This is a genomic window from Streptomyces gobiensis (assembly GCF_021216675.1).
Classification (GTDB): Bacteria; Actinomycetota; Actinomycetes; order Streptomycetales; family Streptomycetaceae; genus Streptomyces; species Streptomyces gobiensis.
In genome coordinates, this window is record NZ_CP086120.1 from 3270532 (window position 1) to 3296608 (window position 26077).

Here is a 26077-nt window from a genome sequence, read left to right on the forward strand (position 1 = left end):
CAGCGTAGACAACGTCTAGAGCAGTTTGGAGAGTTCCGGGGACCTCATCGCCGCATACGTCAGGGCGGCCAGCAGATCCTGGGGGTTGAGTTTCTCGGCGACGGGCGGGGCAGCGACCGCAAGCGCCTCACCAGGCGCGAAGGTCAGCTTCAGCGGGAGCTTCGCGGGCTGGCCCGCGCGGCCCTCGTCGAACTGTCCCAGGTCCACGGTCAGCGTGGAGAGCGTGTCATGCCGGATCGCGAGGTCCGCTACGACCTTCTTGTTCGGTGCCTTCTCCAGTACGGAAAGATCCAGGTCGCCGATCTGCCGCTGCACCGGCCGCAGCGCGGCGGCCAGCACCTTGCCCGCGTCGCGCGCGGGCAGGGTGAGCGTGACATGCTCGGCGCCCTCCTTGGTGCCCGCCGAGGTGAACGTCGCGTGTTTGCCCAGGGACTCCTGCACCGCGGTCACGATCCGCTGCTGCACCGGGGCGCTCTGCAGCACCGCGGTGGCCTCGGCCAGCCGCTCGGCGTGCTGCCCCGCCTCACCGCCCAGTACCTCGCTGAACTCACCGAATTCCCTGGGGTTGATACGCACCCACTTGCCGCTCAGTGCCGACTGCGCCGCCGCGAGTGAGGAGGGCAGCTCCTTGGTGAGCCGTCCCAGCTCCTGGGCGTCCTTCAGCGCGAGACCGGTGCCGTTGATCTCCTTGGCCAGCGCTTCCAGACTGAGCTGGACATAGAGCTTCCTGTCGACCGACTTGAACGAGAAGACGTCCACGCCACCGAAGTTGACGGCCGTCGCGCTGTCGGCCCGGTCCGTATCGGTCAGGTCCCTCAGCGGCTTGTCCGCCCCGACCGAGACCGCCAGCTCCAGATCGGCCAGCAGCTGGGCGTTCTCCCGGGCCTTCTTGCCCTTGCCCACACCCTTGCCCTGCTGGAGATACGTATAGATCTGATCCGGCGTCGCGTCGATGCGGGCCGTGGCGGTGACCGACTCACGCGCGCCCAGCTTCTCGACGGCGTTCTTGACCTTCATGGCGGCGCCGACGCGCTCGGTGGTGCTGCATGCCACGGTGCTGGTGAGGAGGAGGGCGGCACAGCCGAGGACGGCACCTTTCCGGCGGTGCGCCTTGCGCGTGATGTTGATGGCGGGCTCCTGATCCGAACTCCTGGTCCGACGGTGGGCTCCGCGCCGACGATGCCGGAGCCCACCCCATTGTGGGGCCTGCTCCCTGGGTCTGGTCGCGGGGTACGCCGCCCCGCGCGACGCCCGTACGCTCGGTGGTGTGACTGATACCGCCCAGCGCCGCCCCTGGATCGTCGGAGTGTCCGGGGCCTCCGGAACGCCGTATGCCGCCGCCGTGCTGCGCGGGCTGCTGGCGGCCGGGGAGCAGGTCGACCTGGTGGTCAGCCGGGCCTCCCGGCTGACGCTGCTGGATGAGACCGGGCACCCCTTCCGGGACGGCCACTGGCGGGAGGACCTGCGGCGCTGGCTCGCGCTGGGGGCGGACGGCACGCCGGACGCGTACGCGGTGGACCTCACCGGGGACGCCGTACGGCACTGGCCCGCGGGGGATCTGGCCGCCGGGCCGTCGTCCGGGTCGTACCCCTGCAAGGGCATGCTGATCGTCCCGGCCTCCACCGCCTGTGTCGCCGGGGTGGCGCTGGGCCTGTCCAAGGATCTGCTCCAGCGGGCGGCGAGCGTGACGCTGAAGGAGCGGCGGCCGCTGGTGGTCGCGGTCCGGGAGACACCGCTCAGCGGTCAGACCCTGAAGCAGCTGGTCGCCCTGGACGAGGCCGGTGCGGTGGTGCTGCCCGCCTCGCCCGCGTTCTACGCTGGTGCCACCCATATCCAGCACCTGGTCGACTTTGTCGCCGGACGTGTCCTGGACGCCGTGAATGTGCCGCACAAGCTCTACCACCGCTGGGAGGGTGAGCTGGGTAGTGCAGGCTCCCAGCGTTCCATGCCTTAGATTCATCCACGGAAGTCAGGTCACGCGGGACAACCGGAAGGCAACGGGACAACGCATGGACGCGGTGGACAGGCAGCTCATCCAGGCCCTTCGGGAGAACGGCAGGGCCTCCTACGCTGAGCTGGGCCGACTCGTGGGGCTCTCGGGCCCCAGCGTGACCGACCGCATCAACCGGCTGGAGGCCGCCGGGGTCATCACCGGTTACCGCGCCACCGTCGACGCCCCGTCCCTGGGGCTCGGCGTCACCGCACTGATCGGTATCTCGCTCTCCGACGCCACCGACCATGAGGATGTGGCCGCGCGGCTGCGCGATCTGGCGGAGATCGAGGACTGCTGGTTCATCGCGGGCGACGACTCCTACATGCTCAAGGTCCGGGCGAGCAATGTGGACGGTCTGGAGCGGACGATCCGCCGGCTGTCCGGCACCAAGGGCGTCTCCCGGACCCGTACGACGATCGTGCTCTCCACAAAGTGGGAGAACCGGGTGGGGGAGCTGCCCGAGGAGAGCTAGGCGGTGGGGCGTACGCTCGGGTGAGCGCGCGAAGCGGATATTTGCGGACTGAGGAGGCGCGACGCATGGACGCTGGGCTCAAGCGTGAGCTGGAGGAGAAGGTCCGCGCTGGGGAGCGGCTGACCCGCGAGGACGGCATCGCTCTGTATGAGTCCGATGATCTGGCGTGGCTGGGCGGGCTCGCCCACGAGGTGCGTACGCGCAAGAACGGCGATGTCGTTCACTTCAACGTCAACCGTCATCTGAATATGACGAACGTGTGCACCGCGTCGTGCGCCTACTGCTCGTTCCAGCGGAAGCCGGGCGAGAAGGACGCGTACACGATGCGCATCGAGGAGGCGGTCCGGCTCGCCAAGGCGATGGAGGGCGACAACCTCACCGAGCTGCATATCGTCAACGGCCTCCACCCCACGCTGCCGTGGCGCTACTACCCGCGCTCGCTGAGCGCGCTCAAGGAGGCGCTGCCGGAGACGGTGTCGCTGAAGGCGTTCACCGCCACGGAGATCCACCACTTCGAGACCATCTCGGGGATGGACGCGTCCGAGATCCTGGACGAGCTCATCGACGCCGGTCTGGAGTCGCTGACCGGCGGCGGCGCGGAGATCTTCGACTGGGAGGTCCGCCAGCACATCGTGGACCACCGGACCCACTGGGAAGACTGGTCGCGGATTCACCGGCTGGCGCATGCGAAGGGGCTCAAGACGCCGTGCACGATGCTGTACGGCCATATCGAGGAGCCCCGCCACCGGGTGGACCATGTACTGCGGTTGCGCGAACTCCAGGACGAGACCGGTGGCTTCCAGGTCTTCATCCCGCTGCGCTATCAGCACGACTTCGTGGATATGCAGGACGGCAAGGTCCGTAACCGGTTGCAGGCCCGTACGACGATGGCGACGGGGGCCGAGGCGCTGAAGACCTTCGCGGTCTCGCGTCTCCTGTTCGACAATGTCCCGCACGTCAAGGTCTTCTGGGTTATGCACGGGGTGCAGACCGCGCAGCTGGCGCTGCAGCACGGTGCGGACGACATGGACGGCTCGGTTGTCGAGTACAAGATCACGCACGATGCGGATGACTTCGGTACGCCGGACAAGCTCACCCGCGAGGATCTGCTGGACCTCATCCGCGATGCGGGGTTCCGGCCGGTGGAGCGGAACACCCGCTACGAGGTGATCCGCGAGTACGAGGGCCCCGACCCGGCCCGCCGCGAGTCCCCCCAGCCCATGCGGCTCTGAACTTAACGGCGTCCTCGCGCCTCTCGGCCCCAGGGGGCCTCAAGGGCTTCGGCCCCCTGCGACGGACTCCGTCCGTCGGTGGTGGCTGAGCGCCGCTGTCGGCGGAGGGATTCCCCTAACCCGGCCCCTTCCCGAAACTGTGGGCTGCCGCCCCCAGACCCCCACTAGCGTTGTGGGCACTCGGGCCGCCCGAGGGGCGATGGGGGTCCCCCCATGCCCTTAAGGCTATGGGGGAGGGTGGGCACAACCCGCCCACCGGCCCGCACCGGCAAACCCGGGGCCCGGGGCAAAGCCCCGGTTACGGGAAGGGGCGGGATACGGGGACACCCACCACGGCAACCCGCAGCCGGGCGAAGCCCGCCACGCGGCGAAGCCGCACATCGGTACAGCCGGGAAGGCGGGGGCACCTCCTGGGGGCACCTCCCTGGGGGCACCCCCAGCGGTAGCTGGGGGAGGAGTCTGGGGGAGGGATACGGGGAAGCCCACCCGCGGCACCCCGCAGCCGGGCGTAAACCCCGCCGCGCGGGGGAGCCGCGTATCGGGTGCAGCCGGGAAGGGGCGGGAATTGGGGAAACCCACCCCGGCACCCCCAGAGCCGGGTGGAGCCCCGCTGCGGCGCGGAGCCGCGTATCGGTGCAGCCGGGAAAGGGGGCACCCCCGGGGGTACCCCTGGGGGCACCTCCCAGACGGAGTCTGGGGGAGGTAGCTGGGGGAGCCGGTACGGGGGCGCCCGCCCACGGCACCCCGCGGCGGGGGAGGGGCAAACCGGGTCGTACAGTCAAGCGCATGAGCCTTCGGTTTGCGCTCGACCCGGAAATAGACCACCGGGTCACGGACGGCATATGCGCCCTGTGGGCCGACGTGGTCAACGCCGGTGGCGCCGTCGGCTTCGTGCCCACCGTCACCACGGAAGACGTCCGGCCCGGACTGCTGACGCATCTGCGTGCGATGAGCGAGAACCGCTGCCGCGTGCTTCTCGGCTTCGACGAGCACAATGAGGTGAAGGCCACCGCCTTCTTCACGTTCAACGCCCACCGGCTGATGCGACACTGGGTGTGGCTGTACACCGTGATGGTGCACCCTGCCCAGCAGGGCAAGGGCGTCGGCCGTGCGCTGATGGCCGCGGCCGAGGAGGCCGCCCGGGGCATGGACGGCATCCGGAGCATCCGGCTGAACTGCCGTGGCGGCCTCGGCCTTGAGCACTTCTACGGCTCGTGCGGCTACAAGGAAGTCGGCCGGGTGCCCGACGCCATCAAGGTCGCGGACGACGACTTCCGGGACGACATCATCATGTGGCTGCCTCTCGTATGACCTCTCAGCAGAAGGAAGAAACCGCCGTGAACGCAACGATCCGCTACACCCTGATGCGGCTGGGCCTCTTCGTCGGTTGTTTCGCCGTCCTCGCGGTGCTGGCCCAGGTGGGTGTGATCCCCGCGGGCATTGGCACGTCCAACCCGCTGTGGATTTTCCTGCTGGCCGTCGTTGTCTCCGCGCCGCTCAGCTTTGTGCTGCTGCGTAAGCAGCGGGACGAGATGTCCGAGCAGATCGCCCCACGGGTGGAGCGGGTCTCCGGCAACGTCAAGGGCAGGCTCGCCGCGAACCGCAATCAGGAGGACGAGGTCGCGTAACCGCGTCACCGCCTCACCGCGTAACCCTCGTCACACCGTTCCGCGCACCCCACCGGGAATCAACGTTTCCCGGTGGGGTGTTGTGCTGTCACGTGTCCCGTACTCAAAGGATGTCTTTGAGTGAGCCAAAGACCGAGTGTTAGCGTGAGGCCCATGATGACCGCAGCCAGCCCCCTTGCTCTGACGAGTGTTCCGCTCGTGGCACGGCTGCACGTCGATCTCTGCCGCTGTCTGTCCGCGGCCTGTCGCATCAGCTAACACCAGCGACATCCGGCGGCCGGACCACATTTCCGGCGCTTCTCATCTCCTCTTCCTTCCACCTTTCGTATCACCGGAGTGTGTCCGTGTCGTCCACCACGTCTGCGCGCATACGTGTGCCCAAGGTGCCCTTCTGGGCCCAGATTCTGCTTGGTCTCGCCCTCGGTCTGCTGCTCGGCTGGGCCGCCCGCAGCGGTGACATATCCTGGCTGGGGACCGCCCTCGACAAAATCGGCAGCACCTTCGTCCAGCTGCTGAAGCTGGCCGTCGCCCCGCTGGTCTTCTTCGCGATCGCCATCTCGATCACCAATCTGCGCAAGGTCTCCAACGCCGCCCGGCTGGCCAGCCGCACGCTGCTGTGGTTTCTGGCGACCTCGCTGATCGCCGTCGCGATCGGCCTGAGCATCGGGCTGCTCACCAACCCCGGTGCGGGGACCGGGCTGACCCCGGAGGACGGTGCGAAGCCGGACGGCTCCGGCTCCTGGCTGGACTTCCTCACCGGGATCATCCCGACGGACGTCATCACGCCGTTCACCGAGCTGAACGTCCTGCAGATCGTCTTTATGGCCGCTGTGGCCGGTATCGCCGCCCTCAAGCTGGGCGAGAAGGCGGCCCCGCTGCTGGCCTTCGGCGAGTCGGTGCTGGCGCTGCTGCAGAAGGCCCTGTGGTGGGTTATCCGGCTGGCTCCGCTGGGCACTCTGGGCCTGATCGGCCGCGCCATCAATGAGTACGGCTGGGATCTGCTCGGGCAGTACGCGACCTTCACCGTCGACGTCTACATCGGCTGCCTGCTGGTGATGTTCGGTGTCTATCCGCTGCTGCTGCGGTTCGTCGGTGGCGTCAGCCCGCTTCAGTTCTTCCGTGGCGCCTGGCCCGCCATCCAGCTGGCCTTTGTATCCCGCTCCTCGGTCGGCACCATGCCGGTCACCCAGAAGGTCACCGAGCGGCTTGGGGTCCCGAAGGAGTACACCTCCTTCGCGGTGCCGTTCGGCGCGACCACCAAGATGGACGGCTGCGCGGCGGTCTATCCGGCGCTCGCCGCGATCTTTGTCGCGGAGATCTTCGACGTCAGCCTGGGGATCCAGGAGTATCTGCTGATCGCGTTCGTCTCGGTCATCGGGTCGGCCGCCACGGCTGGTCTGACCGGTGCGACGGTGATGACGACCCTGACCCTGTCCACGCTGGGGCTTCCGCTGGAGGGTGTGGGTCTGCTGCTGGCGATCGACCCGATCCTGGACATGATCCGCACCGCCACCAACGTCACCGGCCAGGCGGTTGTCCCGGTGCTGGTCTCCGCCCGCGAGAAGATCCTCGACACCGAGGCCTTCGACTCCGCCAAGAGCTTCGACATCGACGATGTGGACGCGGAGGCGGACGGGGACACGGACGGGGACTCGGAGCAGGACGAGAAGGAGCTGGTGGCTGCCCGGGCCTGATGCTTTCGCGGCCCGGGACGAGGGCGCCCCCACTGCCGGTGGGGGCGCCCTCGTTCTGCTGTATGCCTCGGCGGTGCGGTTGTGCCGACCGCACCGCGGGATGATCCTGAAAGCACGGGTGAGGTGGTGCTATGAGCTCATCGTCCGAGGCGGAGGCAGACCTTCGTGGCCCGCTCGATGTGACGCGCGCGGCCACCGCGGTGCTGGATGCCCAGGGCGTGGTCATGGGGTGGAGCCCGGCGGCGGAGGAGCTGCTGGGCTATACAGCGTCCGAGGTGCTGGGGCGCCGCCTGGACACGCTGCTGGCGCGTCCCGAGGACATGCGCTGGCCGCCCCGGCGGGGCAAGCCCCGGACTGTGCGGAGTGAGGCGTTCGAGGTACGTCATCGGGACGGGCACATTCTGCGGCTGGCGATGATCATGAGCGTGCTGTCGGCCGGAGGGACGGGGCCGACCTGGATCATCGTCGCGGCGGACCTGGAGGAGCTGCAGCGCTGGGAGGCCCATCAGGCGATGCTGCGGGGCCTGGTCACCCAGTCGCCGATCACGCTGACCATCTACGACACCGACCTGCGGCTGGCGTGGACCAACGCCGCCTCGCAGGAGGAACTGGGCGCCCCGGTCGCCGACTATGTGGGCTGGCCCGAGTCGAAGCTGTTCACAGAGGGCGAGGTGCTGACCGAGGGCTACCCGGCGTCGTTGGAGCGGGTCATGCGGCGGGTGCTGGTCACCGGGGAGCCTGTGGTGGGTCTGCACTACCGTGGCCGCCCGCCCGCGGACCGTCGGCACGACTACTTCTGGTCCTGCTCGTACTACCGCCTGCAGGATGCGCGGGGGCACACGCTGGGTGTGTGCGAGGAAGCGGTCGACATCAGCAACCAGTACCAGGCACAGCAGCGGCTGGCCCTGCTGGTGCGCGCTGGTGAACGCATCGGCACTTCGCTGGATGTGCGGCGCACCGCTGAGGAGCTTGCCGACGTCGTCATTCCGGTGTTCGCCGACGCGGTCGCGATCGATCTGCTGGAGGATGTGCTGGGCGGTGAGGAGGTCGCCGCGGGGGCGGCGCCCGTGCATGACCGGATGCGGCGGGCGGGCCACCGGGCGCGTACGGAGAGCGCCGCGGTCGTGGTGGGGCCCGACCCCGGAGAGCCGGTGCACTATCCCCCGACTTCGGCGCAGGCGCGGAGCCTGGCCTCCGGGCAGCCGATCCTGGAGCACCGGGCGGAGGCGGCGGCCGACGCGGGCCAGGGCGGTGTCCATTCGAGACTGGTCGTACCGCTGCGTGCGGGGGGCGCCACCATGGGGCTGGTCACGTTCCTGCGGGACCGTAACCCTGATCCCTTCGACGCCGACGAGCGTTCGCTCGCCGACGAGCTGGCCGCGCGTACCGCCATCTGCGTGGACAACGCCTGCCGGTTCAGCCGCGAGCATGCCGCCGCCCTGATGCTCCAGCGCAGCCTCCTCCCGCGGGGACTGCCGCCGCAGACGGCCGCCGATGTGAGCTACCGCTATCTGCCCGCCGACACCCAGGCCGGTGTCGGCGGCGACTGGTTCGACCTCATCCCGCTGTCCGGAACGCGGGTCGGGCTGGTCGTCGGCGATGTCGTCGGCCATGGCCTGCGCGCCGCCGCCACGATGGGACGGTTCCGTACGACCGTACGTGCCCTGGCCCGGCTGGACCTCGCCCCGGACGAGCTGCTTTCGCGTCTGGACGATCTGGTGGGGCAGACAGCCAAGGAGCGTTCCGCCCTGTGGGACGGGGAGATCTCGGAGGCCGAGCCCGAGGATGAAGAGGCCATGGGCGTGACCTGCTTGTATGCCGTGTACGACCCGGTATCCGGGCGGTGCACCGTGGCCCGGGCGGGGCATCTGCTGCCCCTGGTGGTCGACCCCCGCACCGGTGCCGTCATCTATCCGGAGATCCCGCCGGGGCCGCCCCTGGGACTGGGGGGCCTGCCCTTTGAGAGCGCGGAATTCGACCTGCCGGAGGGCAGCCTTATCGCCCTGTTCACCAACGGTCTCGTTCAGTCCCCCGACGGGGATATGGAGGCCGGGCTCCAGCGGCTCGGTGCCATCATCGCCGAGCACTGGCGGCCCCTGGATGAGCTGTGTGAGCACGCGGTGGCGTCCCGGCCCGCCGGGCCGGTGGCTGATGACGCGGCCCTGCTGCTGGTCCGTACGCGCGTACTCGCCGGTCATCAGGTGGCCGAGTGGGAACTCACCGCCGACCCCGCGGTGGTCTCCCAGGCCCGCACCGCGGCTGTCGAGCAGCTCGGCGCGTGGGGCCTGGGCGAGCTGGCGTTCACCACCGAACTGGTCGTCAGCGAGCTGGTCACCAACGCCATCCGCTACGCCGGCGGACCCATCCACCTCCGGTTGATCCGAGATCAGACCCTCATCTGCGAGGTCTCCGACACCGGGCACACCTCGCCCCATCTGCGCCGTGCCGCCAGCGAGGACGAGGGCGGGCGCGGCCTCTTCCTCATCGCCCAGATGACCCAGCTGTGGGGTACGCGCTACACCCCCACCGGCAAGACCATCTGGGCTGAACAGCCTCTCCCGCATCAGCACCTGGACCTCGGTTACGCCGCCTAGCCGCCTAGCCGCCTGGCCGCCTTCTCAGTTCTCACCCCGCCTCGATCGCGGCCGCCAGCAGGGGCAGTGCGGTGGCCAGCTCCCGTTCCCAGTACCGCCAGCTGTGGGTGCCCGGGCCATAGCGGTGGGCGGTGACATGGAGGCCGTAGTCGCGGGCGCGGTCGATGTAGGCCGCGGCCATCCGGTCGAAGGAAGCCTCCAGGCCGCTGGGTGCGGCCTGTGGCCTGTCCATGGGGCCGGGGCGGCCGTCGCCGCAGGAGATATAGACCGGGAAGCCCCTGGGGAGGCTGCGGATCAGCCGATACGGGTTGTGTGCCGTCCAGATGTGCTCATGGGTCACCGGGTCGCCCCAGAGCGCCTTGGGGTCCGGCGCGAAGCGGCCGACCTTGTTCAGTACGGCCAGTGGGTCGGACTGGGTGTCCAGCCGCCCGCTGAACGACGCGGCCATCTGGAACATTCCCGGGTTCCGCCCCGCGTACAGCAGCGCCCCGGTGCCGCCCATCGAGACGCCCGCCACTGCGCGGCGCCCGTTGGCGCGCAGCTCACGCTCCAGCAGCTCGCGTAGCTCGGTCAGATGAAAGGTCTCCCAGGCGGCCGGGGTGCCCTGGTCAGACCGCCACCAGTTGCTGTAGTAGCTGACGGGGCCGCCCTCGGGCATCACGACCAGGGCCTTGAGCGAGGCTGTGATCAGCTCGACATCGGTCTTCCGGGTCCACAGCTGCCAGCTGTTCTGGGAGATACAGCAGCCGTGCAGCAGATAGAGCGTCGGCCAACGCCGCTCCGGCTGCTCATCGAAGCCGGGCGGCAGCAGCACCCGGGTGGCCACTCGTCGGCCGAGAGCGGGGGAGTCGATGGTCAGATCGACGGTGCGCCCCGCGCCGCGGGTGAGGGAGACGAGCCGGGCTTCGTCGCCGCTGCTCCGTTCGATCAGCGCTGGTGCGCCGACCGGGGCGGCGGGCTGCGGCCGGGAGCCGTAGGAGTCCAGTCCGACGGCGAGCGCCAGCGCGACGGCAGCCGCGAGCGCGATCGCCGTGAGCGCTACCGCCGCACGACGCCACAGCGGTGCCGGGCGGGATTTCCGGCTGGTCGTGCTGATGCCCACGGAACTCCTCGGCGACCAGATGCGCTTCACAGACCTCCAAGCCGACCCCATCACGGCGAACGGACGCGGTCATTCAGGCGGCGCAGGAGTTACCGCATTCGGGCCAGTCACGGCGGCAGAGCGGCGGCAGAGCGGTGGCAGAGCGGCACCAGAGTGACAGAAGAGCGTGGCTGTCTGGTGAAGGTGCGTGTCCAACCTCTGGCCAAAGGGCGATAACCGCGTCAACCTACGCCCCAGTAGTGCTGAATTTCTGTCAATAACTCGCTGCTGGGAGGACGCATGTCCGCACAGCAAGTCCCCGCCGTCCCCGCCGTCCCCGCCGCCCCCGAGCCTGTCGAACCCGTACTGCGGGTCGCGGACGGCTCCGTGCGGGAAGTCTCCGTACCGCCGCTCGTACAGCCCGTAAGCCGGGGGTCGCTCGCCGATATCCCCTTCGACAACGCCAGCGAGGCACCGACCGAGGCCGTGCTGGGCCGTAAGCGACCCGATGGCCGCTGGGAGGATGTGACCTGCGCCGAGTTCGCCCATGAGGTGCTGGCCACCGCCCGTGGGCTGGTCGCCAGCGGGCTGCGCCCCGGTGACCGGCTCGCCATCATGGCCCGTACGACCTATGAGTGGACGCTGCTCGATTTCGCCGCTTGGGCCGCCGGGCTGATCACCGTCCCGATCTATCCGACGTCCTCCGTGCACCAGGCCCGCTGGATACTCCAGGACGCGGCCGTATCCGCCATCGCGGTCGAGGACGTCGCGGGCGTCCGGCTCATCAGCGGTATACGCGCCGAACTCCCCGATCTGGCCCACCTCTGGCAGCTGGACAACGGCGCCATCCCCCAACTCGCCGCCGATGGCCAGGACATACCCGACGCCCTGGTGACCGAACGCCGGGCGGGCCTCACACCCGACACGGTCGCCACCCTCATCTACACCTCGGGCACCACCGGACGCCCTAAGGGCTGTGTCCTCACCCACGGCAACTTCTTCGCCGAGGTCGACAACTCCATCGAGCTGCTGCACCCTGTCTTCAAAGCGGTCAGCACGGAGCCCGCCGCTACGCTGCTGTTTCTGCCGCTGTCCCATGTCTTCGGCCGGATGGTCGCCGTCGGCTGTCTGCGCGCCCGGGTCAGGCTCGGCCACGCGCCGAGCATCCAGACCGAGGACCTGCTCGCCGACCTCGCGGGCTTCCAGCCAACATTCCTGCTGGCCATCCCCTATGTGCTGGAGAAGGTCTACAACACCGGGCGCGCTACGGCGGAGAAGATGGGCCGCGCCTCGTCCTTCGACCGGGCTGCGAAGATCGCCATCCGCTGGGGCGAGGAGTGGAGCGCCGCTCGCAGCGGCCATGGCAAGGGGCCCGGGATCGCCGTCCGGGCCGCCCGTGGCCTCTACGATCCGCTGGTCTACCGGCGCATACGGGCGGCGCTGGGCGGCAAGGTGCGATACGTCATCTGCGGCGGCTCGCCGCTCGGCAAGCGGCTCGGCGCCTTCTACACCGGAGCCGGGATCGAGGTCTTCGAGGGGTACGGGCTGACGGAGACCACGGCGGCGTCCACCGTCACCCCGCCGCTGAAGCCCAAGCTGGGCACCGTCGGCTGGCCGATGCCGGGCACGTCGGTGCGGATCGCCGAGGACGGTGAGGTGCTGCTGAAGGGCGGTCATATCTTCAGCGGCTACTGGGACTCGGAGCGGGGAATCACCGTCCCGGACACGGATGGTGAGGGGTGGCTCGCCACCGGGGATATCGGCGCCCTGGACGCGGAGGGCTACCTCACCATCACCGGCCGCAAGAAGGATCTGATTATCACCTCCGGCGGCAAGAACATCGCCCCGGCTCCGCTGGAGGACTGGCTGCGCGCCCATCCGCTGGTCAACCAGTGCCTGGTGCTCGGCGACAATCGGCCGTACATCACCGCGCTGATCACTCTGGAGCCCGACGGTCTCGCCCACTGGCGCCGTATGCACAAGAAGGAGGACATCCCAGTCGAGGCACTGGTCACGGATGACGACCTACGGCGCGACCTTCAACAGGCTGTGGATGAGGCCAACAAACTCGTCTCCCGCGCCGAGTCCATCCGCCGCTTCGCGATCCTGCCGGTGGATTTCACGGAGGAGTCCGGCCACCTCACGCCATCGCTGAAGCTCAAGCGGGCGGCGATCACCCGCGACTTCACCAAGGAGATCCAATCCCTCTACACCTGACCCGGCTCCCGGGTGCGGGGCCCCCACCCGCGTTGTGGGCAACTCGCAGCCCCGCGAGGGGCTGTGGGTGGGTACAACACCGACCACCGGCCCGCACCGGCAAACCCGCCGCCTCAGTCTTCGCCTCAGAACTGGACCAAGCTCGGCAGATCGATTTCGACCGGATACGGCACTTCCGTGACTAACTTTAGGACCTGCTTCGAAAGTGCGTGCGGCGATGGGTGTGCTGTGGTACTTCTGGGGCGTCTCAGAGACAGGTTTGTTCTCACTTGGAGTCGTCGATGGCCGTCCGCCGTGTCATGCCCATCATCCAGTCAGAGGCTGCGCCGGAGAACCGCGAGTTCTACGGCCTGCTGGGGTTTGAAGAGGTCATGAATCACGGGTGGATCATGACGCTCGCCTCCCCGTCCAGTCCGGCGGCACAGGTCAGCTTCATGACCAGTGACAAGACTGCGCCGGTCACCCCGGACATGAGCGTGGAGGTGGACGACGTGGATGCGGCCTACGCGGTCATGCGGGAGAGGGGTGCGGAGATTGTTCACCCCCTGCAGGACGAGGAGTGGGGAGTACGGCGGTTCTTCGTCCGCGACCCCAACGGCCGGGTGGTCAACGTACTGAGCCACCGCTGACGCCTCTCCCCGAACTGCTGGTGAAGGTACTGGTCACAACCACTCGTTGATGGCCGCGACAAGGACAGTCGCTTCGTAGCGAGCGGCAAGCTTCCCGTAGCGGGTGGCGCCACCGCCCCACGGCGTGGGCCCGCTCACCGGTGTTGGGTGGTGGGCGGGCCGTCGCTCGGTCAGGGTTTGGGGCACCTCTTCCAGGCCAGGTGGTAGATCGTGTTGACGTCACCGTCCGTGGAGTCCATGGTCATGAAGCTGGTCTTGTCCGCGTCCGAGGTACCGGCGTTGACCCGCAGTTCGGTGTTGACGTTGAAGTTCCGTTTGGCGCCGCAGGGGGCCCAGACCAGTTGGGCCCATTCGGTCTCGTCGGTCGCCTGCCAGTTGTCGTTGTACGGGCCGTCGAACGGGTGGGTCCTGGACGCCGTATCCGGTGACCCCTGGAAGTAGTACGAGGCCTTCTGCATGCTGCTGGCGCCAGGCTGCAGGGAGGCGAAACCCCGGTAGTCGACGCTGGCGATCGCGTAGGTGAATCCGTGCGGGACATGCACGACAAGGCTGATCTGGCAGTTCTTCCGGAAGTCGGTCGGGTCGGAGGACCCGCCCACTCTGGCCAGATAGTCGCTGTAAGTAACCGTGAATGCCGTGTTGTCCTGGGCGACGGCCACGGCGGCTGTGCCCTGGCGGCACCCCGATCCATTGACCGTCGCGACTTCGATGACGATCTTGTCGGGGGGCGGGTCGCTGATCGCGGACGCGCCCTGAGCGGAGAGCGTCGAGGCGAACAGTGCTGCTATCGCGCCACTTGCGAGTAATCCACCGGCCATGATTCTCCCATCCTCGGCTCGGGTGGTGTGGGGGTAACGCAAGAGGCCGCTGCGAGGTGGGGGGATGCGGATTCCCCATCCGTACGCGGCGCGACCGTTGAGCGGGCCGGTCCCCGCAGGGTCAGTTGCGGTCTGTGGGACCGGAGTTGGGCAGATAGTACGTACCAGCGTGGGGGTCGGCTAGGGAGCTTTCCGGCCAGTTGTAGTAGGCGTGCAGTGCGGCCTCGCTGCCGGAGCCCATCGCGGTCATGATGCGCTGGCAGCGTGCGGAACGGAGGTCGCCCGCGATGTGGATGCGGGGGTGCTGGCGGGCCGGTGGGCAGTAGCCCAGCTCGTCGGGGGAGAAGGGGCCGGTGGGGTGGTGAGGGCGGGTGCCCAGGTTGAGGTGGATGTGATCTGCCGGTCGTGACAGGGTTTCGCCGGTTGTGCTGGTGATCTCGGCGGTGAGCTGGGGGCTTTCTGGGGGTGTGTACACCGTCACGTGGCGGGCCTGGATGAGCTCGACGCGGCTGTCCCCTCGGGCCTCGGCGGTCTTGTAGGTGTCCTCGGGCGGGTGGACGACCAGGAGGTGGGTGTCGAGGTCCGGGGCCGAGCGGAGGAGGGTGTCCAGGGGGCGGTCGGCGCCCAGGATGAGGGCGGTCCGGCCGGTGAGCGCTTCGGGGCTGGCCTCCCACAGCGGGGTGATGGCGAGCCCTTCCGGGGCGGTGATCCAGTCGGCGTGGGCGGGCTGTGCCGGGGTGACGCCGGTGGCGACGACCACGTGCGGCGCGGTGAGCCGCTGGTCCGGGGCGAGCGTTACGGTCACGTCTTCGTCGCCGGCGTCGATACGGGAGACGGGGTGCCCGGTCATGATGTGGCAGCGGTCGGAGCGGGTGACATCACCGGCGATCGCTTCGGCCAGGGCGGGTCCGGAGGTGAAGCCGCCCAGGACATTGCTGAGGGCGGGGATGTGCAGCAGCTTGCGGCACAGCAGGGTGTCCGCCTCAAGCAGGGTGGAACGCATACCCAGGCTGGCGGCCATCACGGCCGCCGCACAGCCCGCGGGACCGCCGCCGACGATCAGCAGGTCGATATCCCTCATTTCAGCATCTGAGGCAGGTCACCGGAGGTAATCAGGTGATCGGCCCCGATGAAACGCCGGGCGACCGTCACCCCGGCCTCGTGGACGGCGGAGCCTGCGTGGCTGGCGGAGGCATCGGTCACGATCCATGGCCGGTAACCACGCTCAAAGGCGTCAACGGCAGACTTCAGAACACAGTTTTCCGTGGCGATCCCGCAGAAGACGAGATCGCTCCACCCCTCCTTCTCGAACAGGGCGCTCCCCTGGGCCGTGAAGCAGGTGTAGGCGGGCTTGTCGATAACGGCACGCGCATGGGCCGCCCGCTGAGCCAGCGTAGGAGCGATATCCGTCTCGGGCGGCTGCTGAAGCCGCGTCCAGTGCAGCAGGCGCTCAAAGGGGCTGCCCGGGTGATTGCGGTACTGGGTGAACACGACGGGACGGCCAGCCGCCGCCCAGCGGTCGATGAGCCCGGTGACGGTGGGGAGGATGTGCTGGCTGTGGGCGTTGAGAAAGCCGTTCTGCATATCGATGACGATCAGCGCCGCGTGAGGGGCATCCAAGGGGCTGTTCTCCTGTACCGGCTCTGGGTGGGGTGATGTGGGCTGGCCTGACGTGCAGGCTATCCAGCTGGAAGCGGTTCGTACGGACCGTGATCAATACTGACCGAATGTTCACTCGGAGCGGGTGAGGCATCCCGCTCCCGGACCCAGCGTGTGACACTCCCCTCGCCCGCGCGAGCTGCGACAGGACGGCGGGCGGGCGTAGCATCGCCGCTCGTCGGGGAACGGGACCAGGGCGTCATCGACGTCGCTGCACGCCGCCGCCGGACGACTGACATACCGCAGTGCAAGCAGGACAAGCAGGACAAGTGAGGCGCCAAGTGAACGATCGGCTCCCCGATTTCGAGCAGACCGTCCGGCCTGAGTGGGTCGACTACAACGGCTGTATGAGCGAGGCGTTCTACGTCCTCGTCTTCGGCCACGCCACGGACATGATGAGGGCGGAGACCGGCCTTGGCTCCGGCTACCGCGAGGGGACCGGGTGTTCCCTCTACACCGGCGAGACGCATGTGCGCTACCTCAGCGAGGTGGAGGAGGGCGCCGAGCTCACCATCCGTACGCGGGTGCTGGGCGTGAGTGAGAAAGAGGTGCGCTTCACGCACGAGATGTACGTGGGTACGCCCGACGACGACGCGGCCGAGCCCGTGGCCACCTCCGAGCTGCTCGGCATCCATGTCGACCAGCGGGCGGGCCGTTCGGCGCCGCTGCCCGACGCGATCCGCGAGTGCTTCGCGGCCCTGACCGAGACGCCCCCCGCGTGGGCGGGCGGCGCCATCGGGCCCGTCCCGAGCGCGGCCTGAGAGTACGTCTGCCGGTTGGGCCCCTTCCGCCGGACCCCGAACGCGGAGTCCGGCGGAAGTCGCGGGGTCACCCGGGCGGTGCGTACAGCGCCTCGATCTCGGCCGCGTAACGGTCCATCACCGCCTTGCGGCGGACCTTCATGGTGGGGGTGAGTACGCCCGTTTCCACCGTGAAGTCCCCGTCCAGGATGGTGAACGCACGGATCCGGGCCGGGCGTGCCACCTGCGCGTTGGCCGCCTCGACGGCCGCCTCGACCAGCCGCCGTATCTCGTCCTCCGGCAGCCCCTTCGTCGTATCCGGATCCAGCGTGATCAGCGCGACCGGGTACGGCCGCTTGTCACCGACCATCACCGCCCGCGAGACATAACGGGACTGCTGGATCGCCAGCTCGACCTGCGAGGGCGTGAGGTTCTTGCCCGCCGAGGTGATGATCAGATCCTTCTTGCGCCCGGTGATGGTGAGATAGCCGTCCTCGTCCAGTGAGCCCAAGTCGCCGGTGTGCAGCCAGCCCTCCGGATCCAGGGTCTGGGCTGTCGCCGCCTCGTTCGCGTGGTAGCCGGGGAAGACATTCGCCCCGCGCGCCAGCACTTCACCGTCCTCAGCGATACGGACCTCACAGCCCGGTATGGGTTTGCCGACCGTCCCGTAGCGGACCGCGCCCGCGTGGTTGAGGGCGATGACACCGCCGGATTCGGTCATGCCGTAGCCCTCGAAGATCTCGATGCCGCAGGCGCGCAGAAAGTCCAGCGTCTGCGGGGCGATCGGGGCGGCGCCGGTCAGTGCCCAGCGCAGTCGGCCGCCGAAGATGGCCCGGACCAGTCCGTACAGCTTCTCGTCGGCGGCAGCGTACGGCTCTCGCAGCTCCTCCGGGAGTTCCTTGTCCTGGGCGCGCAGGTCGGCAGCTTGCACGCCCAGCCGCACCGCCGCGTCGAAGCGTTCCCTGCCGCCCTCCTGCGACTCCGCGATGGACAGCACGGTCGCGTGCACCTTCTCGAAGAGCCGGGGTACGGACGGCAGATGGGTTGGCTTGACCTCGGCGAGCTCGGCGACGATGTTCTCGATCACACCGCCGAAGAAGCACAGTTCACCGCCCTGCACCAGACAGCGCAACTCGATGAGCTGCGCCATCGCATGGGCCAGCGGCAGATAGAGGTAGGTGACACTGCCCGGCCCGCCCTCGATGAAGTCGACGGTGCTGTCGTGCACCGAGACGATGTTGCCGTGCGTGATCCGGCATCCCTTGGGCATACCGGTGGTGCCGGATGTGTAGATGATGGAGCACAGATCGCCGGGCTCCACGGAGCCGCTGCGGGCGAGGAGTTCATCCAGTGGAGCCTGCGCCGCCAACTCCCCCATGGTGTCCATCGGTACCACAGCACGCAGTGCGGGCAGCTTGCCGCGCACCCGCTCCACCCGCTCCCGCTGCGCGGCGTCCTCGCAGAGGATGACCGAAGCCGCCGAGTCGCCGAGCACCCAGGTGACCTCCTCCTCCCCCGCCGTCGGATAGACGGGGACGACGACGGCGCCCGCCGCGAGGACGGCCAGATGGGCATAGGTCCACTCCGGACGGGTTTCGGCAAGGACGGCCACCCGGTCGCCCCGCCGTACCCCTAGCCCCATCAGTCCCCGCGCGATGGCGCGCACCGTGTCGCGGAACTCCGTATATGTCACGGTTTCCCAGCCGTCCCCGTCCGCCGTTCTGAAGCGGAGCGCCGGCTGCGGGCCGTGCTGTTCGGCCGACCATTCGGCGAAGAGGGCAAGGGTGCCGGGACGTGCGGGCTCAGCGGACATACGCGTCTCCCTCGGTGTCGTACGCATGAAGCTAGGGAGAGAACGAGGGGCGCATGATGACGCGAGGCGTCACCACCACTGACCTCTGCGCTCACCCGCGCTACCGTGCGCCTATGAGCAGCAGCCGGACCATCAGCGTGCACCGGGTGCGGGCCGCGATGCGCGGCGCTGAGCGGCTGGGCATCGACACCGTGCCGCTGCTGCAGCACGCACAGATCCCGCCGCTGCTGCTCGGTGACGATGAGGCGCGGGTGACGCCGGAGCAGTTCACCCAGCTGGTCCGGGGGCTGTACCGGGCGACCGAGGACGAGTTCTTGGGGCTGGGCCCGGCCCCCAGCCGACGCGGCACCTTCGCGATGATGTGCTACGCCTCGATCGGCTGCCGCGATCTGGGCTCGGCCCTGGACCGCGCCATCCGTTTCTACGGCCTCTTCCCTGACGGCCCCGAGCTCTCAGTCGAGGCCGGTGCCGGTGCCGGTGAAGGGGGCGTCTGCTACACCATCCACAACGATCTGCCCGATGACCCGGATCACTTTCTCTCCGAGTGCCTGGTCGTGATCTGGCACCGGCTCTCCAGCTGGCTGATCGGCCGCCGGATCCCGCTGCTGTGGGCGGAGTTCCGCTACGAGCCGCCGCCGCACCAGGAGGAGTACGAGCTCATCTTCGGCTGCCCGTCCCGGTTCGGCGCCAACCGCACCCGCGCCGCCTTCGCCGCCCACTGGCTGGACGCGCCCGTCGTCCGGGACGAGGCCGCGCTGGAGGCGCTGCTGCACAGTGCCCCGGCGGATCTGCTGAGCCGCCGGGCCTGGGATACCACGGTGGTCGAGCAGGTACGGCACACCCTCCGGCGGGCCCTGCGCGAGGGGGCGCGGCTGCCGGAGCTGACCCAGGTCTCCGCCCGGCTGGCGGTCAGCCCGGCCACCCTGCGGCGGCGGCTGCAGCTGGAGGGCACCTCCTACCAGGAGCTCAAGGACGCGGTGCGGCGCGATGCCGCGCTGGCCGCGCTCGCCGAAGGGCAGGAGCGGATCGCCGAGCTCGCCGCCCGGCTCGGCTTTTCCGAGGACACCGCCTTCCACCGCGCCTTCCGCCGCTGGACCGGTACGACTCCGGGCTCGTACCGCAATGAGACGTCAAGTCAACAAGACTGAGCGCCTCGGTCAGCACGGACATTACTCACTGGTCAGTACGGTCCCAGCAATGAGCCCAGCACCCCCATTTGTTGGGAGAGCCGTATGCACAGCAGAACCCGCTCTACTCGCTCCACTCGCCCTACTCGCTCTGCTCGTAACTCCCGAATACGCCGAGGCGCAGGGGCCGCCGCGGTCGCCCTCACGCTGACCGCCGGGCTGGCCTCCGCCACCGCGGAGGCGCAGGAGTCCAGCAGGCCGGGGGATGTGGTCAGCGCCCAGGCACAGGCCTTCAAGCCGAACCCGCTGACCCACTCCGACGCCAGGTCATGGAAGGTGCACTATCGCTCAACCACCGCCACCGGGCAGCCGAACGTCGTCTCGGGCACGGTCATCGTGCCGAACGACGGCAAGACCGGGGACCGCCCGATCGTCACCTATGCCGTGGGCACCGTCGGCCTCGCCGATCAGTGCGCACCGTCCCACACCTTCCCCTCCGGCCTCACCAAGGAGGGCTCCCTGATCCAGCAGGCACTGCAGCGCGGCTGGGCGGTCGCCGTCACCGACTACGAGGGCCTGGGCACCCCCGGCACCCACACCTACACCGTGGGCCGCTCGGCCGGGCACGCGGTACTGGACGCCGCCCGCGCCGCCCAGCGGCTGCCCGAGGCCGGTCTGTCCGCTGAGTCACCGGTCGGCATCATGGGGTACTCCCAGGGCGGCCAGGCCTCCAGCTGGGCCGCCGAGCTGCACGACCAGTACGCGCCTGAGCTCAACGTCAAGGGCACCGCGACCGGCGGTGTGCCGCGCGATCTGATGGAGGTCGCCAAGTTCAACGACGGGAACATGGGCTCCGGCCTGATAGCCATGGCCGCCGTTGGCTACGACGCGGCCTTCCCTGAGCTGGACCTGAACAAGTACCTGAACGCCCGGGGCAAGCTGCAGAGGAAGATCGCCGAGACCCAGTGCGTCGAGCTCGCCGCCGGCACCTGGCCCTTCGGCCGGATCGAGGACATCACCACGACCAACCCGCTCAATGAGCCGGACTGGCAGCAGCGGCTGAATGAGTCCAAGCTCGGCACCCACGCACCCAAGGCACCGGTCTTCCTCTACCACGGAGTCGTCGACACGCTGATCCCCTACACGTCAGGCACTCAGCTCCGGGACGACTGGAACGCCCGGGGAGCCGAGGTCACCTGGAAGTCGCTGCCCCTGGAGCATGTCTCCGGTGCGATCGCGGGCTCACCGCTGGCCATGGCCTGGCTGGCGGACCGCTTCAAGCAGTAGCGGCGTGCCCCCATCGGATTCGGATCCGGTGGGGGCACTGTCAGTGGTCGTCCCAGTGACCGGCGTGGGCGGCGTGCCGGTGCCCGTCGTGGGCGTAATCCACATGGTCGCCATGTGGCACCGCGGGGTGGCCGCAGCCGTCACCGTGCTCGTGGGCGTGGCCCGTGTGCTCTACATGCTGCGAGGTCTCGCACTCGTCCCAGTGGTCCTCGTGCTGACGGTGCAGGTGGCCGTCGTGGGAGTAGTCGACGTGGTCGTCGTGCTCGAAACTTTGGTGGCCGCAGGCCGGGCCGTGCTGATGGCCATGGGCCTCGTGGGGCTGGTGGACGGCGGTGGTCATCTTGCGGCTCCCGTGATCTCCGCGCGGCGCGCGGTGGGGGTTCGGTGCCCCCAAGCCTAGCGACCTTTCCGCCCCTTTGTCGGGTTTCATCCCGCCACCCAGGGGCTCCGCCCCTCCTCCGGCTCCGGATGGGGGTTCCCCCAATTCCCGCCCCTTTCCGGCACCGACGGCAGCGATGGTGGTGCGCCAGCCGATCTCGTCGGAGAGGGCGCCGAAGGCGAGGTTGAACAGGATGTTCGTACCGAAGGTGATCGCCAGCAGTTGGAGCCACCGACTGCTTCCGAAGCCGACATCGTCGGAGAAGGTACTCGGCAGATAGACCAGCAAGTCGAACATCGGGGCGGGGAAAAGGCAGGAGCCCCCCGCCAGTGGCGGGGGGCTCCTTGAAGTGCTGAGAAGATCAGCCCGGCGGTCAGACCGGGGTGACGTTCTCTGCCTGCGGGCCCTTCGGGCCCTGAGTGACGTCGAAGTTCACCTGCTGGTTCTCTTCGAGGGAGCGGAAACCGCTCGCATTGATCGCGGAGTAGTGGACGAACACATCAGGGCCGCCACCGTCCTGGGCGATGAAGCCGAAGCCCTTCTCGGCGTTGAACCACTTGACGGTTCCGGTAGCCATAAGCCCTCCCTGGGCCTATAAGGGTCGCCCTGCTCCAGAACCTGCAAGAAGTCTGAAAACGACGAAAGCCTGCGGTCACATGCTCCGCAGGCTCTGTACTGCAAGGGAAACCAAACTGCAACTTGCGGCGAGCCTAGCACGCTCTGCGCAGGTGGGGGAAGAGTCAAAAAGATCTCCACCTGACCGGACGTATCCCGCCGCGTGGCGCCGTGTCCCGGACGCCTTTCGCCCTCATCGTCCCTGGCCGTGAGCGTCTGAGACCCCAGGCGTACCCTCCGAGTGTGAGTGCACACGCCAGCTCCCCCAGAACCCGTCCGCGTGTCGGGCACATCGAGTTCCTCAACTGCCTTCCCCTGTACTGGGGCCTTGCGCGTACCGGAAGTCTGCTCGATCTGGAGCTGACGAAGGACAGCCCCGAAAAGCTGAGCGAACAGCTGGTGAACGGTGACCTGGATATCGGGCCCATCACCCTGGTGGAATTTCTGCGCAATAGCGAGGGCCTTGTCGCGCTGCCTGATATCGCGGTGGGCTGCGATGGTCCGGTGATGTCCTGTGTGATTGTGTCGAAGGGCCCGCTGGACCGGCTCGACGGGGAACGGGTGGCCCTGGGATCGACCTCGCGGACGTCCGTAAGGCTGGCCCAGCTGCTGCTGGCCGAGCGGTACGGGATCGCACCCGACTACTACACGTGTCCGCCCGACCTCGAGCTGATGATGCGGGATGCGCAGGCGGCCGTGCTGATCGGTGATGCCGCGCTGCGTGCCTCGCTGCACGATGCGCCCAAGCTTGGTCTGGCCGTCCACGATCTGGGCCAGATGTGGAAGGACTGGACGGGTCTGCCGTTCGTCTTCGCGGTATGGGCGGCCCGGCGTGACTATCTGGAGCGGGTGCCGGAGAACGTGCACGAGGTGCACCGGGCGTTTCTCGCCTCCCGTGATCTGTCCCTGGCAGAGGTCACCAAGGTCGCCGAGCAGGCGGCCCGCTGGGAAGCCTTCGACGCGGAGTTGCTGGCCCGCTACTTCACCACGCTCGACTTCCGCCTCGGCCCGGAGCAGCTGGCGGGCATCCGGGAGTTCGCCCGCCGGACCGGCCCGGAGACCGGCTATCCGGCGGACGTACATGTGGAGCTGCTGCGGAGCCGCATCGGTCTACGCTGAACTGCACGCGTCAGCAGGGCAGTAGGGCAGTGGGGCGTAGGCAGTAGGGCAGTACGTCAGAGGGGGAGGCGTTTTCGGCATGGATCCGCTCGCGGCGGACGATCCACGGACCATAGGCGAGTACCGGCTGCTGCGCAGGCTTGGCGCCGGCGGCATGGGCCGGGTCTATCTGGGCCGCAGCCCGGGCGGCCGTACCGTCGCGGTGAAGGCCGTTCATCCGCACTTCGCCGCCGATGAGGAGTTCCGTGCGCGCTTCCGCCGGGAGGTCGAGTCCGCGCGGCGGGTCGGTGGGGACTGGACAGCGCCCGTGCTGGACGCCGACCCGGAGGCCACGACGCCCTGGGTGGCGACCGGCTATGTGGCGGGCCCGTCCCTGCAGCAGGCAGTCGCCGAATACGGGCCGTTGCCGGAGACGACCGTACGCGCCATGGGTGCCGGACTCGCGGAGGCGCTACGGCATGTGCACGGTCTCGGCCTGGTGCACCGCGATGTGAAGCCGTCCAATGTGCTGCTCACCCTGGACGGTCCACGGCTTATCGACTTCGGTATCGCGCGTGCCACCGATGGCACCGCTTCCCTCACTTCGACCGGTGCCTCGGTTGGCTCGCCGGGCTATATGTCGCCCGAGCAGGTGCTGGGCAGCGGCGTGGGCGGCGCCTCCGATGTCTTCTCGCTGGGCGCGGTGCTGGCGTACGCGGCGACCGGTGCGGCGCCGTTCCCCGGGGACAGCTCGGCGGCGCTGCTCTACAAGGTCGTGCACGAAGAGCCCGAGCTGGACGGGCTGGACGGCGAGCTGCGTGAGCTGATCGCGGGCTGCCTCGCCAAGGGCGCCGCGGACCGCCCCACTCCGGCGGAGCTCGCCGGGCGGATCGCGGGTCCCGCGGGCGGGGCGGCGGGGATGGTACGGAGCGGCTGGCTGCCAGGGCCGCTGGTGGAGCAGGTGAGCAGGCGGGCTGTCGAGCTGCTGGAGCTGGAGCCGGAGGGCCCGGCGGAGGGCCCTGCGGACGGCCCCGCCTCGGGGCCCGTGCCGTTCACCACGCCGTCGGAGGGTCCGTACGGCGCCTTCGGGCCACCGGATCCTTCGTACTACGGCACGGCGAAGCCGACCGGCCCCGGTAACGGGCGTCCCGGGCTCTCCCTCACCGCCGGCGCGGAGCGCAGCAGGCGCGGGCTGAGCTGCACCCTCGCCCTCTCGGTCGCGGGCGCGCTGGCGGCGGTGACGATCGGCTCGTACTTCTTCGGCCTCTTCCCCGGCCAGGACAGTGGCAGTGACAGCGATGGCGGGGTCGCGCAGCCACCGCCGGCCAGCGAGGAGCCCGCCACCAGCGGTGGCTCCGACGGGGAGGCCGGGGAGCAGGGCGCTGTGCCCAAGGCCTTCCTCGGCACCTGGACCGGCGACGTCCGGAAGAGGGACGGCACGCCGCACGGGACGATGTCCGTGACGATCAGCAAGGGCAGCAAGGGTGATGAGGTCCTGAAGACGACATATGAGTTCTCCGGCTACGAATGCGGGGCGAAGGGCACCCTCGAATCCGCCACCGAGAAGAAGCTGACGGCCACGGAGGAGAGCGACGGCCGGACCTCAGAGGTGCTGGGCATTCCGCTGTGCACCGGAGCGACCGCGACGGTGACCCTCACCCTGAAGGGCGACAAGGCGCTCACCTTCGTCTCGGACGACGCCGCGGGCGGCAAGCCCACCTCGGAGCTGACCCGCGTCAGGGACTGAGTACGCTGGATCAGTCGTAAACCCCTCCGAAGGGACGCCCCGGTGACCGAACGATCGTCGAATGCCGACCTTCAGTCCCTGCTCGACCGTGCCGCTGACGGCGGGCGTATCTCGCCGGAGGAAGCGCTCGAACTGTACCGCCACGCTCCCCTCCACGCGCTCGGTCAGGCGGCCGACACGGTGCGGCGGCGGCGCTACGCCGGTACGGCGCACATCGCGACGTACATCATCGAGCGGAACATCAACTACACCAACGCCTGTGTCACAGCATGCAAGTTCTGCGCGTTCTACGCGCCGCCGAAGAGCGACAAGGTGTGGACCCGGGATCTCGACGACATCCTGCGCCGCTGCGCGGAGACCGTGGAGCTGGGCGGTACCCAGGTCATGTTCCAGGGCGGGCACCACCCGGACTATGGCGTGGAGTACTACGAGAAGCACTTCGCGGCGATCAAGGAAGCCTTCCCCCAGCTGGTGATCCACTCGCTGGGCGCCTCCGAGGTTGAGCACATGGCCCGGATCTCGGGGGTCAGCCCGGAGGAGGCGATCCGCCGCATCCACGCCGCTGGGCTCGATTCCTTCGCGGGGGCGGGCGCGGAGCTGCTCCCGGCCCGGCCGCGTAACGCCATCGCGCCGCTCAAGGAGTCCGGTGAGCGCTGGCTGGAGATCATGGAGACGGCGCACCGGATGGGCGTCGAGTCCACCTCCACGATGCTGATGGGCACCGGCGAGACCAACGCCGAGCGGATCGAGCACATCCGGATGATCCGCGATGTCCAGGACCGTACGGGCGGCTTCCGCGCCTTCATCCCGTATACGTATCAGCCCGAGAACAACACGCTGAAAGGCCAGACCCAGGCCACGCTCTTCGAGTATCTGCGGATGCTCGCCGTTGCCCGGCTCTTCCTCGACAATGTCGCCCATATCCAGGGTTCCTGGCTGACGGTCGGCAAGGACGTCGGCCAGCTGTCGCTGCACTACGGCGCGGACGACCTCGGCTCGGTGATGCTGGAGGAGAACGTGGTGTCGTCGGCGGGCGCGAAGCACCGCTCCAACCGGATGGAGCTGATCGACCTCATCCGGGCGGCGGGGCGGGTGCCCGCGCAGCGGGCGACGACCTATGAGCACCTGCTCGTGCATGACGACCCGGCGAACGACCCGGTTGACGACCGGGTCGTATCGCATTTCTCCTCTACCGCGATTGAGGGCGGTACGGCGCATCCTGAGCTGAAGCTCGTCGATGTGAACTGAGCCGGG

Annotated in this window: 23 protein-coding genes; 15 read left to right on the top strand and 8 right to left on the bottom strand. The window is 68.8% G+C overall.

Annotated elements, in window-relative coordinates:
* Positions 1 to 15: 15 nt before the first annotated feature.
* Positions 16 to 1053 carry a hypothetical protein gene (locus test1122_RS15295; RefSeq protein WP_232269723.1) on the bottom strand — a complete coding sequence of 346 codons (1038 nt, stop codon included), beginning with the start codon at positions 1051 to 1053 and terminating at the stop codon, positions 16 to 18.
* A gap of 214 nt (positions 1054 to 1267) precedes the next feature.
* Between test1122_RS15295 and test1122_RS15300 the strand changes: the two genes are divergently transcribed.
* From test1122_RS15300 to test1122_RS15330, 7 genes are all read left to right on the top strand, one after another.
* Positions 1268 to 1954 (top strand): UbiX family flavin prenyltransferase, encoded by a 687-nt coding sequence (locus test1122_RS15300; protein ID WP_232269724.1) that lies wholly within the window; start codon positions 1268 to 1270, stop codon positions 1952 to 1954.
* Between the two features lie 55 nt (positions 1955 to 2009).
* On the top strand, positions 2010 to 2465 hold the full coding sequence (locus test1122_RS15305) for an Lrp/AsnC family transcriptional regulator (protein ID WP_232269725.1): 456 nt from the start codon (positions 2010 to 2012) through the stop codon (positions 2463 to 2465).
* Positions 2466 to 2530: 65 nt separating this feature from the next.
* On the top strand, positions 2531 to 3697 hold the full coding sequence (gene mqnE, locus test1122_RS15310; protein WP_232269726.1) for an aminofutalosine synthase MqnE: 1167 nt from the start codon (positions 2531 to 2533) through the stop codon (positions 3695 to 3697).
* A 786-nt stretch (positions 3698 to 4483) separates the two neighbouring features.
* A complete protein-coding gene (locus test1122_RS15315; protein WP_232269727.1) occupies positions 4484 to 5008 on the top strand; it encodes a GNAT family N-acetyltransferase in 525 nt (174 codons plus the stop codon).
* Positions 5005 to 5325, top strand: coding sequence for a DUF4229 domain-containing protein (locus test1122_RS15320; RefSeq protein WP_232269728.1), 321 nt, complete (start codon positions 5005 to 5007; stop codon positions 5323 to 5325). Before test1122_RS15315 ends, test1122_RS15320 begins: the two co-directional genes overlap by 4 nt.
* Positions 5326 to 5669: 344 nt before the next feature.
* Positions 5670 to 7019 (top strand): dicarboxylate/amino acid:cation symporter, encoded by a 1350-nt coding sequence (locus test1122_RS15325; RefSeq protein WP_422396990.1) that lies wholly within the window; start codon positions 5670 to 5672, stop codon positions 7017 to 7019.
* A gap of 131 nt (positions 7020 to 7150) precedes the next feature.
* Positions 7151 to 9613, top strand: coding sequence for a SpoIIE family protein phosphatase (locus tag test1122_RS15330; RefSeq protein WP_232269730.1), 2463 nt, complete (start codon positions 7151 to 7153; stop codon positions 9611 to 9613).
* A 31-nt stretch (positions 9614 to 9644) separates the two neighbouring features.
* On the opposite strand, the gene test1122_RS15335 is transcribed toward test1122_RS15330, so the two are convergent.
* Positions 9645 to 10715 carry an alpha/beta hydrolase gene (locus test1122_RS15335; protein ID WP_232269731.1) on the bottom strand — a complete coding sequence of 357 codons (1071 nt, stop codon included), beginning with the start codon at positions 10713 to 10715 and terminating at the stop codon, positions 9645 to 9647.
* A 279-nt stretch (positions 10716 to 10994) separates the two neighbouring features.
* Between test1122_RS15335 and test1122_RS15340 the strand changes: the two genes are divergently transcribed.
* Together test1122_RS15340 and test1122_RS15345 are read left to right on the top strand one after the other, a co-directional pair.
* Positions 10995 to 12911: an AMP-dependent synthetase/ligase gene (locus tag test1122_RS15340; RefSeq protein ID WP_232269732.1), complete on the top strand. Its 1917-nt coding sequence runs from the start codon at positions 10995 to 10997 to the stop codon at positions 12909 to 12911.
* A 281-nt stretch (positions 12912 to 13192) separates the two neighbouring features.
* Complete coding sequence (locus test1122_RS15345; RefSeq protein WP_232269733.1) at positions 13193 to 13540, top strand: VOC family protein; 348 nt, start codon at positions 13193 to 13195, stop codon at positions 13538 to 13540.
* 170 nt (positions 13541 to 13710) lie between these two features.
* On the opposite strand, the gene test1122_RS15350 is transcribed toward test1122_RS15345, so the two are convergent.
* From test1122_RS15350 to test1122_RS15360, 3 genes are all read right to left on the bottom strand, one after another.
* Positions 13711 to 14358 (bottom strand): DUF4360 domain-containing protein, encoded by a 648-nt coding sequence (locus tag test1122_RS15350; RefSeq protein ID WP_232269734.1) that lies wholly within the window; start codon positions 14356 to 14358, stop codon positions 13711 to 13713.
* 121 nt (positions 14359 to 14479) lie between these two features.
* Positions 14480 to 15439, bottom strand: a complete 960-nt coding sequence (locus test1122_RS15355; protein ID WP_232269735.1) for an FAD-dependent oxidoreductase — start codon at positions 15437 to 15439, stop codon at positions 14480 to 14482.
* A complete protein-coding gene (locus test1122_RS15360) occupies positions 15436 to 15978 on the bottom strand; it encodes a cysteine hydrolase family protein (protein ID WP_232269736.1) in 543 nt (180 codons plus the stop codon). The genes test1122_RS15355 and test1122_RS15360 overlap by 4 nt, the downstream gene beginning before the upstream one ends.
* A 320-nt stretch (positions 15979 to 16298) precedes the next feature.
* Between test1122_RS15360 and test1122_RS15365 the strand changes: the two genes are divergently transcribed.
* Positions 16299 to 16778 carry a thioesterase family protein gene (locus tag test1122_RS15365; protein ID WP_232269737.1) on the top strand — a complete coding sequence of 160 codons (480 nt, stop codon included), beginning with the start codon at positions 16299 to 16301 and terminating at the stop codon, positions 16776 to 16778.
* 67 nt (positions 16779 to 16845) lie between these two features.
* Here test1122_RS15365 and test1122_RS15370 read toward each other — a convergent pair whose 3' ends face one another.
* Entirely contained in the window at positions 16846 to 18570 is a 1725-nt protein-coding gene (locus tag test1122_RS15370) for an AMP-dependent synthetase/ligase (protein WP_232269738.1), read from the bottom strand.
* A 113-nt stretch (positions 18571 to 18683) separates the two neighbouring features.
* On the opposite strand from test1122_RS15370, the gene test1122_RS15375 reads away from it, so the two are divergent.
* On the top strand, positions 18684 to 19718 hold the full coding sequence (locus test1122_RS15375; protein WP_232269739.1) for an AraC family transcriptional regulator: 1035 nt from the start codon (positions 18684 to 18686) through the stop codon (positions 19716 to 19718).
* Positions 19719 to 19802: 84 nt separating this feature from the next.
* A complete protein-coding gene (locus tag test1122_RS15380; protein ID WP_232269740.1) occupies positions 19803 to 20984 on the top strand; it encodes a lipase family protein in 1182 nt (393 codons plus the stop codon).
* Between the two features lie 40 nt (positions 20985 to 21024).
* Here test1122_RS15380 and test1122_RS15385 read toward each other — a convergent pair whose 3' ends face one another.
* Both test1122_RS15385 and test1122_RS15395 read right to left on the bottom strand, forming a co-directional pair.
* Complete coding sequence (locus tag test1122_RS15385; RefSeq protein ID WP_232271919.1) at positions 21025 to 21324, bottom strand: hypothetical protein; 300 nt, start codon at positions 21322 to 21324, stop codon at positions 21025 to 21027.
* Between the two features lie 412 nt (positions 21325 to 21736).
* Complete coding sequence (locus test1122_RS15395; RefSeq protein WP_003984261.1) at positions 21737 to 21940, bottom strand: cold-shock protein; 204 nt, start codon at positions 21938 to 21940, stop codon at positions 21737 to 21739.
* A gap of 281 nt (positions 21941 to 22221) precedes the next feature.
* Here test1122_RS15395 and test1122_RS15400 point away from each other — a divergent pair, with 281 nt between their 5' ends.
* The 3 genes from test1122_RS15400 (at position 22222) to mqnC (ending at position 26071) form a co-directional block, all read left to right on the top strand.
* Complete coding sequence (locus tag test1122_RS15400; protein WP_232269741.1) at positions 22222 to 23097, top strand: menaquinone biosynthetic enzyme MqnA/MqnD family protein; 876 nt, start codon at positions 22222 to 22224, stop codon at positions 23095 to 23097.
* Between the two features lie 79 nt (positions 23098 to 23176).
* The gene (locus tag test1122_RS15405; protein ID WP_232269742.1) at positions 23177 to 24823 is read left to right on the top strand and encodes a serine/threonine-protein kinase; all 1647 of its coding nucleotides are present in this window, start codon (positions 23177 to 23179) and stop codon (positions 24821 to 24823) included.
* 42 nt (positions 24824 to 24865) lie between these two features.
* Entirely contained in the window at positions 24866 to 26071 is a 1206-nt protein-coding gene (mqnC, locus tag test1122_RS15410; protein WP_232269743.1) for a cyclic dehypoxanthinyl futalosine synthase, read from the top strand.
* Positions 26072 to 26077 lie beyond the last annotated feature (6 nt).